The 16,305-nt window shown below is 44.2% G+C and carries 11 protein-coding genes and 1 pseudogene; 4 read left to right on the forward strand and 8 right to left on the reverse strand.

What is annotated here, in order from left to right:
- Positions 1 to 20: 20 nt before the first annotated feature.
- Positions 21 to 755 (forward strand): glucosamine-6-phosphate deaminase, encoded by a 735-nt coding sequence (gene nagB / locus V1500_RS22235; protein WP_409306088.1) that lies wholly within the window; start codon positions 21 to 23, stop codon positions 753 to 755.
- A 290-nt stretch (positions 756 to 1,045) separates the two neighbouring features.
- A complete protein-coding gene (locus V1500_RS22240; RefSeq protein ID WP_409302695.1) occupies positions 1,046 to 1,621 on the forward strand; it encodes an N-acetylmuramoyl-L-alanine amidase in 576 nt (191 codons plus the stop codon).
- Positions 1,622 to 1,660: 39 nt separating this feature from the next.
- Here the strand turns inward: V1500_RS22240 and V1500_RS22245 are convergent, their stop codons facing one another.
- The 5 genes and pseudogenes from V1500_RS22245 to V1500_RS22265 form a co-directional block, all read right to left on the reverse strand.
- Positions 1,661 to 2,734: a DUF4097 family beta strand repeat-containing protein gene (locus V1500_RS22245; RefSeq protein WP_409302697.1), complete on the reverse strand. Its 1,074-nt coding sequence runs from the start codon at positions 2,732 to 2,734 to the stop codon at positions 1,661 to 1,663.
- Between the two features lie 247 nt (positions 2,735 to 2,981).
- Positions 2,982 to 5,852, reverse strand: a complete 2,871-nt coding sequence (gene uvrA, locus V1500_RS22250; protein WP_409302699.1) for an excinuclease ABC subunit UvrA — start codon at positions 5,850 to 5,852, stop codon at positions 2,982 to 2,984.
- Between the two features lie 8 nt (positions 5,853 to 5,860).
- Complete coding sequence (gene uvrB, locus V1500_RS22255; protein ID WP_409302701.1) at positions 5,861 to 7,840, reverse strand: excinuclease ABC subunit UvrB; 1,980 nt, start codon at positions 7,838 to 7,840, stop codon at positions 5,861 to 5,863.
- A gap of 252 nt (positions 7,841 to 8,092) precedes the next feature.
- Complete coding sequence (locus V1500_RS22260) at positions 8,093 to 8,320, reverse strand: CsbA family protein (RefSeq protein ID WP_409302703.1); 228 nt, start codon at positions 8,318 to 8,320, stop codon at positions 8,093 to 8,095.
- 185 nt (positions 8,321 to 8,505) lie between these two features.
- Positions 8,506 to 9,957: pseudogene (locus tag V1500_RS22265) on the reverse strand (catalase).
- A gap of 298 nt (positions 9,958 to 10,255) precedes the next feature.
- Between V1500_RS22265 and V1500_RS22270 the strand changes: the two are divergent.
- A complete protein-coding gene (locus tag V1500_RS22270) occupies positions 10,256 to 12,055 on the forward strand; it encodes an SH3 domain-containing protein (protein WP_409302705.1) in 1,800 nt (599 codons plus the stop codon).
- A 123-nt stretch (positions 12,056 to 12,178) separates the two neighbouring features.
- Here the strand turns inward: V1500_RS22270 and V1500_RS22275 are convergent, their stop codons facing one another.
- Both V1500_RS22275 and V1500_RS22280 read right to left on the reverse strand, forming a co-directional pair.
- Positions 12,179 to 12,826: a YczE/YyaS/YitT family protein gene (locus V1500_RS22275; RefSeq protein ID WP_409302706.1), complete on the reverse strand. Its 648-nt coding sequence runs from the start codon at positions 12,824 to 12,826 to the stop codon at positions 12,179 to 12,181.
- A gap of 341 nt (positions 12,827 to 13,167) precedes the next feature.
- Positions 13,168 to 13,878, reverse strand: a complete 711-nt coding sequence (locus V1500_RS22280; protein ID WP_409302708.1) for a class I SAM-dependent methyltransferase — start codon at positions 13,876 to 13,878, stop codon at positions 13,168 to 13,170.
- Positions 13,879 to 14,066: 188 nt separating this feature from the next.
- Between V1500_RS22280 and V1500_RS22285 the strand changes: the two genes are divergently transcribed.
- Positions 14,067 to 14,516, forward strand: coding sequence for a hypothetical protein (locus V1500_RS22285; protein ID WP_409302710.1), 450 nt, complete (start codon positions 14,067 to 14,069; stop codon positions 14,514 to 14,516).
- Between the two features lie 76 nt (positions 14,517 to 14,592).
- Here V1500_RS22285 and V1500_RS22290 read toward each other — a convergent pair whose 3' ends face one another.
- Complete coding sequence (locus tag V1500_RS22290; protein WP_409302712.1) at positions 14,593 to 16,239, reverse strand: diguanylate cyclase domain-containing protein; 1,647 nt, start codon at positions 16,237 to 16,239, stop codon at positions 14,593 to 14,595.
- Between the last annotated feature and the right edge of the window lie 66 nt (positions 16,240 to 16,305).

The raw sequence follows: 16,305 nt of genomic DNA on the forward strand, positions 1-16,305 counted from the left end.
ATGGAGTGCTTAACTTGAATATTAATCTGTTAATCGCTGATAATTACGATGAAATGAGCCGCATGGCAGCAGAAATTTTGATCAATGAAGTCAAAGCGAATCCTTCTATCGTGCTTGGTTTAGCAACAGGCAGTACACCGGTTGGAATGTACAAGCAGCTGATTCAGGACCACCGTTCGAATGGTACAGACTATTCGCAGGTTCAAACGGTTAATTTAGATGAATATATTGGATTAGAAAAAACAGATCCGAATAGCTATTTCCGCTTCATGCAAGAAAATCTATTTAAGTTCATCAATATAGCGGAGGAAAAGCGGCACATTCCGAACGGTACCGCTGTCGACCCGCACGCCGAAGCTGAACGCTATGATCACCTGGTTCAACAGCTGGGCGGGATTGATCTTCAAGTATTGGGCATCGGACAAAATGGACATATCGGGTTCAATGAACCCGGCACTCCCTTTTCTATAAGGACGCATATTGTCAATTTAGCGGATAGTACCCGAAGGGCGAACGCCCGCTTTTTCGATAAATTCGAACAGGTTCCTGAACATGCCATCACGATGGGAATCGCGAATATACTGGAAAGCAGGCACATTTTGCTGCTTGCTTCGGGAGCCAGTAAAGCAGATTCTATAAAACGGCTCATGGAAGGAGATATTTCCGAGATATTTCCTGCTTCTGCATTAAAACTCCATAAAAATGCCACAATCATCGCTGATCAGCAAGCTCTTCAGCTTACCCAGATCAAGTAAATCGCCCGCTCGTGCTTCGCTGTCTTATCATGGCGGATGTGCCAGCGCATTCTCATACTGTCTGTCTCTATATGTACATCCAAGAATCACACATACGACTAAATGAACCAAGCTGCGCATAGGTTCCAGTCTCAGCTGGAATAACACCACTTTAGCAATTTGACCCAGCCACACTTTCAGGCAATGTCAAGAAGGTTGCATTTGGTTTAGTTTTTTTATTATTTTATTAGTCTTTCCGGCTCCTTTTATATATAAATCTTAAGGGGATATTTATAGAAGCCCTTAATCCATTGGGAAAGGAAGTGCTGGAAGAGATGAAAATCGTTTTGGATGCCGGACATGGCTATCAGACAAAAGGAAAAAGGTCACCAAACGGGATGCAGGAATATGAATTTAATCGGGCTGTGGCCGGTTATGTAAAACAAATCCTGACGAAGGATGAACAATGCGAGGTCTATTTCACACATTCAGATGAAAGGGATGTTCCGCTTTCTGAAAGAGTGTATCTTGCTAACTCTTTGGGTGCAAATTTGTTTGTATCCATTCACGCAAATGCTTTTGGCGATGGAAGCTGGAGTACGCCCGGGGGAATAGAAACATATGTGCATTCTTCAAAACCAAAGACTGCCTTGTCCCTCGCAGCAAAACTCCAAGAACGATTAATAGCAAAAACCGGATTAGCAAACCGAGGTGTCAAAGCAGCGAATTTTCAAGTATTGCGTGCAACGAAATGTCCAGCTATTTTATTAGAACTGGGTTTTATGACAAATGAAAAAGAAGCACATCTGCTGAAAACAGAATCCTACCGCAAGGACTGTGCCACTGCAATTGCTCAAGGAATCAGAGAACACTTTACGCTAAGATAACAAGGGGCCCGGCATTTTTTGTCGGACCCTTTCATGTTATTACTCGATGGTTATACTGCCAGACTTTGTTTCCGCAAAAATATGCATAGGCCGCATACTTGCGTCCTTAGTCTCGAATCTTAACAGCTTGTTGACAACTTCGTTCTTCTCTTCAACCACGATGACTTCTTTAAGATTCACTTGGAGACTCCCCATATTACTCTTTAGTTCCCCCTTGGCCTCCCGTCCTTCTTCTAAGTGAATGCAAATCCTTCCTGTAACTGTTTTTCCATGGATATACTTACTTTCAGTGCCGGTAAGTTCACAGGATATATCCCCTGTAAAGCTCTGCGCATCCACCTTATCAAAGCTTCCATCAATTTTAATGGCGCCATTTAATGTTTCTGCATTTAATTTTTCCAATGTACCTTGTTCCACCTTGATGTTTCCGTTTCCGGTTTCATAGTCTGCATGAGATCCAGTATGATTTAAAATGGTAATGTGCCCATTCGCCGTTTTCGCCTTCATTTTGGCTGCATGTATATTTTCCGAATGGATGCCCCCGTTGAACATGCGGACATCGAGCATGTCGTACTGGGATTGTGGTACGAAAATCGTGGCGTCGATCTTCATTGTCTTTTCCTTGGAGTTAAATCGAAGTTCGCCATCTTGAATATCAAAATGCGTCTGCTGTAAAAATAATTCTTTTGCTTCATCCTTGTTTTCCACACGATAAATTTTCGCAGCGCATTCTATACGAATACCATTCTGCTCCCAAGGAATAATTGATGTTTTACCGTTGTTGATATCGACTTGAATTCTATTAATTAATGCATCATCACGCTGAAAAACATGTTCCATTTCTACGTATGGGCCGAAATTGAAATCCAGGTCCGCTTCCTTTACTTTTTTAAACGCAGCATCGACAAAATCAAGCAGTCTACTTTTTGTACCCGTGACTTTTTTACCGATAGAATTCCCAAAAAAACCGTCCTCATTTTCCGAATAGGCATTGTCTTCCACATTCTTGCCGGCATGCTGTTTATCCAGAGCCGATAGGAGAGTTAAAGCTTCATCAACAGACAGCTTTCCATCCTGTACCATCTGCAGAATTCTTTCTCTTTCACTTTTCATACATTTCCCCTGCCTCTACCCTTAATATCACTTTATGATATGTACGTATCAGCCCCATAAAAGTTGCATAATTGTTTTGACAAGTGTGAATGACAATTACGTCAGATTCACTCGAATTTCCCCGGAAATATACGAAAATGCGTTTGGCTCTTTTTTGCTGAAATAGCGATCGAAAAGAGAAAAGGGGTCCGGAATGATAACATTCCGGACCCCTTTTGCCCAGTTTGGGCAGGAGCAATGCCCTGCTCTATACATGTTCATGTTCTTTTTCTTTTATCAGCTTATCCATGCGAATGCGATCGCGTTCCAGAATTGGTTTTAAGTACCTTCCTGTATAAGATTCCTCCACTTTGACAATGTCCTCGGGTGTTCCGCAGGCAAGGATGGTTCCTCCATTGTCCCCGCCTTCCGGTCCAAGGTCGATAATATGGTCGGCTGCCTTGATCATATCCAAGTTATGCTCAATGACAAGAACAGTATCCCCATTTTCCACCAATCGCTGAAGCACATCGAGCAGGCGGGAGATATCATCTACATGCAGTCCGGTGGTAGGCTCATCCAGGATGTAAAAGGATTTCCCGTTAGACCTTCTGTGAAGTTCTGAAGCGAGCTTGACCCGTTGTGCTTCCCCTCCGGACAATGTGGTCGCTGGCTGCCCGAGAGTAATATAGCCAAGCCCAACATCATAAATGGTTTGCAGCTTTCTCTTAATCCTTGGAATGTTTTCGAAGAAAGAAAGAGCATTCTCTACAGTCATATCGAGGATATCAGAAATATTCTTACCCTTGTACTTTACTTCCAATGTTTCACGGTTATACCGCTTTCCATGGCACACCTCGCAAGGAACATAAACATCCGGCAAGAAATGCATCTCGATTTTTATAATTCCGTCCCCCCGGCATGCTTCACAGCGTCCGCCTTTTACGTTAAAGCTGAACCGTCCTTTTTTGTACCCGCGGATTTTTGCTTCATTAGTTGCTGCGAACACATCACGGATATCATCAAATACACCGGTATAAGTGGCAGGATTGGATCTGGGTGTACGTCCGATTGGTGACTGGTCTATGTCTATGACCTTATCAAGATGTTCCGTCCCTTTGATCTCCCGATGCTGTCCCGGTTTAATCTTGGCTTTATGCAGCTTCTGGGCAAGGGACTTATGAAGAATTTCATTGATCAGCGTACTTTTGCCGGAACCGGATACACCTGTCACGGCAATAAAGGTTCCAAGCGGAAACTTTGCATTGACGTTTTTCAGGTTGTTCTCCTTTGCTCCCTTAATTTCCACAAACCTGCCGTCACTTTTTCGTCGCTCTAGCGGAAGCGGGATAAACTTTTTCCCTGATAAATATTTCCCTGTCAACGAATTCGGATCATCCATAACCTGTTCCGGAGTACCCGCCGATACGATGCTTCCACCGTGAACCCCTGCGCCGGGCCCTACATCAATCAGGTAATCGGCAGCTAGCATGGTATCTTCATCGTGCTCGACGACGATCAGGGTATTTCCTATATCCCTCATGTTCTTGAGGGTATCAATGAGCCGGTCATTATCCCTTTGATGAAGCCCAATGGAAGGTTCATCGAGAATATAAAGAACTCCTGTAAGCCTTGAACCAATTTGGGTAGCCAGACGAATCCGCTGCGCCTCTCCTCCGGATAGGGTGCCGGCTGCCCGGCTTAAGGTCAAATACTCCAAGCCTACATTAGAGAGGAAGCCAAGCCGTTCTTCAATTTCCCTAAGTATTAAATGAGCAATCTTTCGTTCTTTTTCTGTAAGCTCCAATTCGTTAATAAATTGGAGTGCTTCATCTATAGATCGGGAGGTTGTATGGCTGATATGCTGCCCATTGATCAATACGGCAAGGCTTTCCTTCTTTAGCCTATGGCCTTTACATGTCGGACAGTGATGCTCCGCCATATATTTTTCCATTTGTTCTCGAATATAGTCAGAACTTGTTTCCTTGTAGCGCCTTTCTACGTTCTTGATGACTCCTTCAAACTGGATATAGTTTTCGCGTACCTGGCCGAAATCATTTTCATAGCGGAAATAAATTTTGTCCTTTGAACCATATAAAATCTTCTCTATATCGGACTCCGAAAGATCCTTCAGAGGCACATCCATGTTAATGCCATGATGATTTGCCACGGCTTCCAGCAATTGTGGATAATATTGCGAGCTTGTCGGCTCCCACGGTGCTACCGCGTGATTCCTGAGTGTCAGGTCTTTATTCGGAATCACGAGGTCCTTATCCACCTCCAGCCTGGCACCAAGACCGTCACAATCCGGGCAGGCACCAAAAGGACTGTTAAACGAAAACATTCTTGGCTCCAGTTCTCCGATTGAAAAGCCGCAATATGGGCAGGCATGATGCTCACTGAAGAGCAGCTCTTCTTGACCGATGATGTCGATGATAACCCTTCCTTCGCCAAGTTTGAGTGCACTTTCCAGGGAGTCAGCCAAACGGGCAGCCACCCCTTCCTTGACTACAATCCGATCCACTACGACCTCAATGGAGTGCTTCTTATTTTTTTCAAGATTAATCTCTTCGCTCAAATCCATTAGTTCTCCATCGACCCGTATACGAACATACCCTTGCTTTTTAGTATCCTCAAGAATTTTCGCATGTGTCCCTTTTCGCCCCGAAACCAGGGGTGCCAATACTTGCAGCTTGGTCTTCTCAGGGTATTGCAGAATCCTGTCTACCATCTGTTCAACGGTCTGGGAGGAAATCTCAATCCCGTGAATGGGACAGGTAGGCCGTCCAACCCGAGCATATAATAAACGTAAATAGTCGTAAATCTCGGTTACAGTCCCCACAGTCGACCGCGGATTTCGGCTTGTTGTTTTTTGGTCGATCGAAATGGCCGGGGATAGCCCCTCGATAGCATCCACGTCCGGCTTATCCATCTGCCCGAGAAACTGCCGGGCATATGCAGACAGGGACTCCACATAGCGCCGCTGGCCCTCTGCATAAATCGTATCAAAGGCCAGGGAAGATTTACCCGAACCAGAAAGTCCAGTAAGTACAACAAGCTGATCCCTGGGAATAGTAACATCTATATTTTTCAGGTTATGTGCCCTGGCGCCCTTTACGATAATTTTATCCTTTGCCATGATTCAATTCACCCTTCCGCTTTTAGCTCAAGAAGCAAATCCCTTAGTTCTGCGGCACGTTCGAAGTTCAGTGCCTTCGCTGCTTCCTTCATTTCTTTTTCCATCCGTGCCATCATTTCGTCGCGTTCCTTCTTGGTTAACTTGCCACGGACTGGTGCTGCCTCGTATTGCGCCTCTTCCTCAGCCGCGTGAGTCGCACGTATAGAGTCGCGAATACTTTTTTGTATCGTCTGCGGAATGATGCCATGCTGTTCATTATATTTCTCTTGCACAGCACGGCGTCGTTTTGTCTCACTGATTGCCAGTTCCATGGAATTGGTCATGCGGTCAGCATACATAATGACATGCCCATTGGCATTACGTGCAGCACGCCCAATGGTCTGGATCAGGGAGCGTTCTGAACGGAGGAAGCCCTCTTTATCCGCATCAAGAATCGCAACCAGTGAAACCTCAGGAATATCAAGCCCTTCCCTTAAAAGGTTGATCCCGACCAGTACGTCGTATTTGCCCATCCTCAATTCCCGGATTATTTCAATCCTTTCTAATGTCTTTACCTCAGAATGAAGGTATTGAACCTTGATGCCGATTTCTTTTAAATAATCGGTAAGGTCTTCGGACATTTTCTTTGTAAGAGTGGTAACAAGAACACGTTCATCTTTCGATGTTCTGTCCTGTATCTCACTGATTAGATCGTCGATCTGGCCTTCAATTGGACGCACATCAATGTTAGGATCAAGAAGCCCGGTTGGCCGGATGATCTGCTCAATCATTTCAGGGGTATGCTCCAATTCGTAAGGACCCGGCGTCGCAGAAACAAATACGGCCTGATGTACCTTCGATTCAAATTCTTCAAAGCGCAATGGGCGGTTATCAAGTGCAGATGGAAGACGGAAACCGTGATCTACCAGCACCTGCTTGCGCGCCTGGTCACCATTGAACATGCCGCGTATTTGCGGCAGGGTGACATGCGACTCATCGACAACGATAAGGAAATCCTCCGGGAAGTAATCAAGCAAAGTATATGGCGTGGATCCGGGTGCCCTCAGCGTCAGATGGCGGGAATAGTTCTCGATGCCTGAACAAAAGCCCATTTCACGCATCATCTCAAGGTCATATCTTGTACGCTGTTCTAATCGCTGCGCTTCCAGCAGCTTCCCGTTATCACGCAGCTCCGTTAATCGTTCTTCAAGCTCTTTCTCGATATTATTTATGGCAACCCTCATCTTTTCTTCCCTGGTTACGAAGTGGGAAGCAGGGAAGATCGCTATATGGTCACGTTCTCCGATAATCTCTCCGGTGAGCGCATCCACTTCGCGAATCCGGTCAATTTCATCCCCGAAGAATTCTACCCGGACACAGTGCTCATCCCGGGAGGCCGGGAAGATTTCCACTACATCACCGCGTACGCGGAATGTACCGCGCTGGAAATCAATATCATTTCTCTCATATTGGATATCCACCAATCTATGCAGTAAAGCATTGCGCTCAAGCTCCATGCCAGTTCGGAGGGATACAACCATTTCCCGGTATTCTTCAGGCGAACCCAAACCGTAAATGCAGGATACACTGGCGATAATGATGACATCCTTACGCTCGAATAATGATGATGTAGCTGAATGGCGAAGTTTATCGATCTCGTCATTTATGCTTGAGTCTTTTTCAATAAATGTGTCTGTTGACGGAACATATGCCTCCGGCTGGAAGTAATCATAATAACTGACGAAATACTCAACGGCATTGTTTGGGAAGAAATCTTTAAATTCGCTGTATAACTGCCCTGCAAGTGTCTTGTTATGCGCGATAACAAGCGTGGGCTTATTCACTTCCTTGATCAAATTGGAAACAGTGAACGTCTTTCCCGTCCCAGTTGCACCGAGCAGTGTTTGATGTTTTTTCCCGCTGTTAATGCCAGCGACGAGCTCTTTGATCGCTGCCGGCTGGTCACCCTGCGGCGAGTATTTTGATACTAGTTCAAACGTATTCTTCACTAGTCAGTCCTCCTATCTCTACTGTTTTTATTCCCTCTATTTAAATAAGAAGGCGTCTGCCTTCTTGAAAAGTTACAATATATCCATAAATGTATGTTTAGTTATATTCACAGTTTAGCACAAAGAGCATTTTGTTAACCAGAAAAAAGCGAACATTCATTCGACATAATTTTCGACAAAACCGTTTCAGGATTGCCCATAGCAAGGTCCGCTCTCATCAATAAAGATCCCCGCCAATAAAAAAAGCACCCATCAGGCACTTCTTGTAGCTTTTCTCATTTTGGACGACAGCCAGAAGCCCGCTGTCAGGGAAAAGGCATCTATCATGATTAACCACCATGCATGTGTATAGCCTTTATAAGAGGACGCAGTGATTAATGCAACTGTCAGCACAAGTCCGACCACATGATTATAAGTGACACGGGAAAACAGCATTACCAGTAAGCCGGGAAAAAACAGTGCTGATAATACCTTAATCATCGTTCCATCTCCTTTAGGCAGAAAATCCTCAAATCCCATATTATTGCTGACACAATAAATTTATTTTATAGCATTTGTAACAAAATTGCCAATAAGGGGATCTGGTAAATTAGACCTACGTTTTAGCGATGCACCGTTACGTGACAAACCGGGTACTCCAGTTGGAATACCCGATTATGTTTTATTCAATATGGATCTGCTGAGCTCCCTTTCTCCTCTGCTTCTTGCGGTGCTGAAGCCGCATTTTTGGCAACGATCGGCTCCCTGTTTGAAGTGGATTCCGCGTTCTTTAATCCTTCCTCCACTCTTCTTCCCTATTCCGCATCACATTGCTTAAACATCTGGAACATCTTCGTTTTACCACACGGAGTAAGCGTATTTACAAGGTTCGTGATCAGCTCATCCTTTTCCCATTGTTCAAACTTGCGATAGGTTTCACCGGCCTGCCCGAAATTATTTTCGCGTTCTATAGATTCTCGCACTAAATTGCTTTCACTGTAGGTGTATGCGGCTTGCCGCTCATCTCAGTCTTTTAGTCCGCCGATTGGAGACGGCTCATAGTTACCATCCGGAATGTCCATTCCGTCGATAAGAATGCCTGTCCCGAATGCAGCCTGTTCTGCTTCGTTAAAATAGTCCTCAGGATGGCGGTCCAGTACCATTCTTCCGACTGGCATCCATGGGAATTTATCATCAGGCCAAAGCTTGGTATCATCTAAGGGATCGAAATCCAGTTGCGGGTGTTCTCATAATTTGGACAAGAAGCTCCCATTCAGGATAATTTCCCCGTTCGATCGCCCCATATAAATCCTGAGTGGCATGGTTGAAGTATTTGTCCTGGATTTGTTCTGCACTTTCCTGGGTTAAATTTTTAATTCCCTGCTTAGGCTCCCAATGATATTTTATCAGCACAGCCTTGCCTTCTTCATTAATCCATCTGTAAGTATTCACACCGGATCCCTGCATTTGGCGGTAATTGGCTGGAATGCCCTATGGGGAAAACAGGGATGTAATCATATGCATAGCTTCAGGTGTGGAGGCGATAAAATCGAAGATCCTTTGAGCATCCTGAAGATTTGTCACCGGATTAAGCTTAAAGATATGAATCAAATCAGGAAATTTCACGGCATCACGGATAAAGGAAACTTTGAACTTTCAGATTGTTTCCTTCTATATCCCAGTGTCCATCTTCCGTATAAAACTTGACTGCAAATCTGCGCAGCTCCCGCAGGTTCTCTGGGGAATGTATACCATGGGTCACTGCGGAAAAATGCACAAACACAGGCGTCCTTTTCCCTTTTTCCTGGAATAGTTTAGCCCGAGTGTATGCAGAACCGGTACATCACCCACAGTTCCATAGGCTTCTAAGTATCCATATGCCCCTGCCCCCGGCCATGGACTACGCGTTCAGGAATCCGCTCTCTGTCAAAGTGGCTGATCTTTTCCAAAAAATTGTAGTTTTCAAGGATTGCTGACCCTCTATTTCCTACCGTCCTTATATTCTCGTTATTTCTGACAGAATGGCCCTGGCGATTGGCGAGTGTATCATCTTGGTCAATCTCCGATTTCCTGTCTTTGAAAGAGTCACGATTATCCACAGACCATTCCTCCCCTATATAAACCTGCGATATATTCATTCTCTAGAATGGTAGTACAAAGTCTTGTTTTGAGGAATCGGCTTAAAATAGGCAAAAAGAAACACATGAATCGATTTTTATATAGTCTTATTTTACTAAATACCTTTTGGCACTTAAGAATTCTCAATAAAAACCGATGAGTAACATATAAATATTGACATGTCATATGTCCTTTTCATTAGACATTTTTTTTACGAAATATTCAGTTTTTTTAATGACTTTGTCAGTATTTAAGTTATAGTTATGGTAGGTGTATTTATTTGTAAATATATACAATTATAGAAAGGCGGCGATCAACATGAAAAGTAGAATCGGGATACTGATAGCATCCATGATGCTGTTTCTATCAGTGTTCTCAGTCACCAATTCTACTAATCAAGCATTTGCAGCAGTCCAGTTCAAAGTAAACGCTTCTGCTCTAAATGTCCGGGAAAACCCAAACACAACAGCCAAAATCATCGGCACCTTTGCTAAGGGCCAGAGCATTTCCGGCCTTCAGGATCTGGGTGGGTGGACCAAAGTCAATGTTGGCAGCAAAACCGGATGGGTAATGTCTAAATATTTAAGTAAACCGTCAGCTGGTACCGCAGTCAAAATTGGTTATGTCAACACATCACAATTGAATCTGCGCCAAAGCTATTCGACCAGCAGCAAATCCCTGGCACTGCTTACAAAAGATACACAGGTTACCATCCAATCTCAAAAAGGTTCGTGGCTCAAAGTATATCTATCATCAAAGAAGCTGACAGGATGGGTTTTAAACTCCTACATATCTGACAAGAAAACAGCAGCGGCCACTTCATCTGCAAAAACGGCCGTAACAGGATCCAAATACTATGTCACCGGCAATGAATTAAATATAAGGACACAGCCGAACACAAGCGGCAAAGTGACCACAAGTGTAAAAAAAGGCACCGCTTTAACTCTTTATGAGAAAAAAGGAGATTGGGGCCGGGTAAAAACAGCAGAAGGAAAGACTGGCTGGGCTTCACTTAAGTTCCTAACGACAAAGGCGCCAGCCGTTGCTTCAGCTCCAACTGTCAAACCAGCACCAGCACCAGCAGTAAAGACTGTAAAAAATTTCATTACGGCGTCGAAGCTGAATATCCGTTCCAAGCCCAGCACGTCTGCTGGTATTGTAACAATTTTGAAAAAGGGCGATTCAGTAACCCTTTACCAGAAAGACGGGTCATGGGGGAAAGTTACAACTTCCACCGGAAAAAGCGGATGGGCATCCCTTTCATATCTGTCGTCCCAACAACCTGTTGCTGCACCGGTCCCTGCCCCTCCAAAGACAGATGAGCCTGTAACCGAAAACCCGGGTAATAACACACCGGAAGATACAGAATTAACACCGGCTCCAAGTGAGACAGTATATTTAAGAGATGACAGCAATATACGCACTGGCCCTGGCACATCCTACAATGTTATTACATTGGAGAAAAAGGGCTCAGCCGTTACGAAAATCGGCGAAAAGGATGGTTGGGTCCAAGTGGTTACGGCTTCCGGCAAAACCGGATGGGTTGCCGCATGGCTAACCGGCACAAAGGAGAAAGGCCTTAAGGGGAAAGTGATTGTCGTGGATGCCGGGCATGGAGGAAAGGACCCAGGCACCAGCGGCATTAACAACACAGAAAAAGCGTTAAATTTAAAGGTAGCATTGGAACTGCAGGCACTTCTGAAATCAAAGGGTGCTACTGTAATCATGACCCGCTCAAACGATACCTACCCTACACTGACTGAAAGGGTAAATGTTTCAAATCAGTATAAGGCCGATGCCTTCATCTCCATTCATTTCAATGCAAATGGAGATAAATCGGTAAGCGGAATCGATACGTTCTACTACGCTAGCAACACTAACGAAAAGCAGCTTGCACAATGTATCCAGGAGGAAGTCATCAAGCAGGCCAAATTGCTTAATCGAGGTGTAAAGCAAGGAAATTTCCAGGTAATCCGCGAGAACAAACAAGCTGCAATATTGATTGAGCTTGGGTTTTTATCGAATCCAAACGAAGAAAAGATTGTTGAAACCAGCGAATATCAAAAAAGAGCCGCTCTTGGCATATTTAACGGTTTGGAAAAATTCTTCAGCTTATAATTATAAAAGTGCTGGAGTTAGAAATTTAGTGAAAAAAGTATATTCTTATCTATCCAAAAGAACTCGGCTGCATTCAATGCAGCCGAGTTTTTGTGTCCAAAAATTTTAATTAGGATTTCATCCCTAGCATTCCCTGCCAACGGCAGCTCGGGACGAGGCAGTTTTAATAGGAAATCTTTCTACAAAACCTTTAAAGTAGTGAAATGACCTCTGGAAAATGGGACTCTGGATAAAGGTATAAATGAACGTAAAGATAAAAACGGGACCGCCCAGTAAAAAGCCAATTATCACTATAATGCTCTCAACAATAATCCGGGCATTGCTCACCGATACCCCCGTTAAATCAGAAACAGTGAGCATAAAGCCATCTCTTGGACCTGCCCCCATTCCTGATGCAACGTACATACCTCCCCCTATACCGGCAAGGACAATACTGGCCCCGATGATCAAAAAATCTACCCAGCTGTGTGTCGCATCGGGAAGTATATCCGTCCAAAGAAAAAAGTCCATAATCGGACCGACAAGCATCGCATTAAGGATTGTTCCGAAATTAATATACTTCCTGTCTATTATCAGGGAGATAAAAATCAAGAAGATTCCGCATAGCACACCCCAGGTCCCGATTGTCAGCCCTAATCTGTTGAATAACGCAACATTTAGAACATCCCATGAATTCAGTCCAAGAAATTGGACCTTTACAGCCATCGCATTTCCCAGGCCAAGTAAAACCAATCCAGTGAAAAACATACACCATCTTATAACGCGAAGCATTCTGGTCTCCTCTTTTCCGCACATTCAAAAATCTGAAAATTCTTTAAATCTAACTATAGCATAGATTTTTACAAACGAGCAGATTTTTGCTTTAAAATTCTTGAACTGTATTTGCATCCATATCAAGCCACCTTCCAGGTGTTTGAATGGAAACCATTATGGTCATTCGTATGTGTGGCCAGAACCCTTATACCTCAAAAGAACATACATTACGGTAATGCCCATTCCGGCAGTGAAGCAAATCAGCATCCCGATGGACAAAAACAATCCGGGTAATCCAAACTTTTCTGCAAAGGACGTGCCATAAATGATTCCAAGGGGAGCAGCTGCTTCGCTATAAATTACTTCTTTCTAAACAGCGCGGCCCAGAGACTGGACGATCCAAACTCTGTATCAGGATCATGTTCCTCCATTTTTCTAAGCTCCAACACCTCAAACTCTTTAAATATTCTTGTTAACTTTTCCTCGGTAAAACCTAATCCTCCCTGCAGGCTTCGAAGACGGTATACTTCATAATCGGAGATAGCTGATCCTCCCAATTCACCACCCTCTACAAAACATGTCAGTGCAAACATACCGCCTGGCTTGAGCGCCTTCCGCAGCAGCTCCAAATAGCTCATTCGCCTATGCGGCGGAATATGATGAAAACATCCTGAATCATAGATAATGTCATAGTTGCTTTCTTTAATAGACAAACTAAAAATATTTTCCTGTATAAAGCAGACTTCTATGCCGCTTTCCAGGGCTCGATCCTTTGCCCATTCTATCGCTTCCCGGGATATATCGACTGCGTCTACCGTGCATCCTTGCTCAGCAAAGTATATTGCATTTCGTCCAGGTCCGCAGCCCAGTTCCAGAACTTGTCCCGGGTTAAATAAGCCTTTTTTAAAATATGTAACTAGATTTTCATCCGGCGAATTTATGAAGAAAGGTACTTTCCTTTCTCGATCCTGATAAAAAGAATCCCAATCAAACCGCCGCTGCTCCTGTAATAGTTGGTCTAACATCTTCAATAAATCCTCATGGGTTTCAATCATCTCGTTCTTTGCCATTGCATATCCTCCTTGGTCAGCCATATAAAATAATTCTAGAAGCCGCTTCCGTTTCCTGCCGTTCCCTGTCATACGAATTTCTCCGCTCTTTTTATAATCCATGCTTCTTCATTTCTTTTGAAATGGACCTACTCTTTATGCATGTCCGAATCATACGGTATCTTGTAAGAAAAGAGGAGGCCGATTATTTGGAAAATCAACTGTTTCAACAAATTCCTTTAGAGAATGACCTTACTCATAATGACTATTTTGACGATAGACAGCAAGGCTACTTCAGCCCTTACTATTATCCAAGGCCAAGGCCGCCGTATTATCCGTACTCCTACCCTCGCCCTCGCCCTCGTCCATATCCTTATTATGGCTATGGTGGAGGATACGGAGGATATGGCTTGCCCGGTGGATACGGTAGCCATGGCGGCTATGGCGGCCATGACGGATATGGCGGCTACGATGGCTATGGTGCCAGTCCCGCTGGATACGGCAGTCCCGCTGGATACAGTGGAAGCCCTGGCGGATACGGCAGTCCTGCTGGATACAGTGGAAGCCCTGGCGGATACGGCGGAACCACTGGATACGGTACTCCTGACCTTTACGGCGGTGGATATGGCAGTACCGGAGGCGGATATGGCAGATACTGAAACAATACGTTTTACCCCAAGCATACAAAAAACCGTTCGATAGTCCGAACGGTTTTTCCTTGATTAAAAAATGCGACTATATATTCTCAATAATGCGATTGCTTTGTATAAACGTTATTTGATTTTTGCCATTTTTCTTGGATTCATATAAGGCATGGTCGGCAAGCTGAATCACCATTTGGGGGTCCTCATGGTCTAGAGGCCATATCGCTCCGCCAATGCTGCAGCCGATTTTCACCTGTTTATTTTCAATCCTAAATGGCCAATTAATGGCTTTAATGATTTCGTTAGCAACGAACTCTCCTTTGGTGTAATAGTCCTTGTCTGCTGCAGGGATTACAACCAGGAATTCATCTCCGCCCAACCGCGCAATAAATGTGCCGGCAAACATTTTAGAGGCGAAACGGGCAGCTGTTTCCTGCAGTATCAGATCTCCTGAATGGTGTCCAAATCTATCATTCACCGTTTTAAATCCATCCAGGTCCAAATAAAGAAAAATGTATGGCTGCAGTTGCTTATCTTTATTTTTTTGAATGCTTTTTAATAACTCATCCAATGCCAGCCGGTTTGCCATGCCAGTTAGTTTGTCCTGATGGGCTAAATCCTCCATACGGCCGAGCCGGGACTCGGTTTTCTGCAGATTATCAAGCAGTTCCTTTAGAGAATCCGATAGAATCTCTATTTCTTTGATTCCTTTGTACCCGGGAATCTTTACTTTTCCTCCGCATCGTGCTTCATTTGCAGCTGATGATATTTTGTTTAATGGGCTAACAATCTTATCGGCCACAAACCATCCTATTATAGCAAACACTATAGCAGAAATTGCTCCAAGCCAAACGATAAATTGTTGAAGTTCCTTTACTGACAAGTAAGCTGTCGAGGCATCCTGCCGTACAAGCACTGACCACCCAAGTCCGGGATAGTTTTCATACCCATCACCAAATGCATATCCTGTTAAATAAGATTTCCCATCTGGCCATTTTTCAACTGTCCAGTTGTTTTTCTTGTCCATTGCTTTGTCGAGGCTATCCAGGTTGAGCGGCTTACCCACAACTGATTTTGGGCCAAGGAGCACCGTATTGTTCATAGAGCTCACAATGAGAATATCTACATCTTTTTTGCTTCTTTGCAGGGATGCACGTAATGCATTTTCTATTGTTTTCGACCATTCCCAGCTCAAATGGGCTGCTAATACACCTACAAATCTTCCGTCCCCGGTCTTAACCGGTGTGCTGATATCAACAAACTGAAGGGGTTCTCCGCCGGGATTGGGAAGAAGCTTTGCCAATAAAACAGCATCATGGACATCACCGGCAAAAGTTTTTTCCAGGGCATTCTTATATACGGGACGATTTGCAATGCTCTTGCCAACCAGTATCCCGTGTGTAGCGGCTTGAACAGTTCCCTGTGAATCTGTAAAACCTACCCAGGAGAAGGATGGTACATCTCTTTTCAGTTGATTCAGCAAAGCCTGAATACTCTCCGTCTCGCCCTGTCTAAACGTTTCCAGGCTGCTAAGCACCTTGATTTCTGCTGATCGTGACCACATATAGTGATCAAGCTTGTCCGCCATCTGATAGGCTGTAGCGGCAAGGGAGTTTCCAATTTCAGCTTCAAGTGTCTCGCTCGATTTCCGGCCAATGCTTACAGTCAGTACAGCAGTAAGCAATATAACCAGAACTGCACATAAGATAGAAAAATAAGTACGCATTTTAATAGACATTAACGGTGCTCAGTCCCTTTTACCTTTTACTAAAAATATCATAGTGTAATCTTCCAAAAACGGCCT

It is taken from the genome of Peribacillus sedimenti, assembly GCF_046237635.1.
Taxonomy (GTDB): domain Bacteria; phylum Bacillota; class Bacilli; order Bacillales; family DSM-1321; genus Peribacillus; species Peribacillus sedimenti.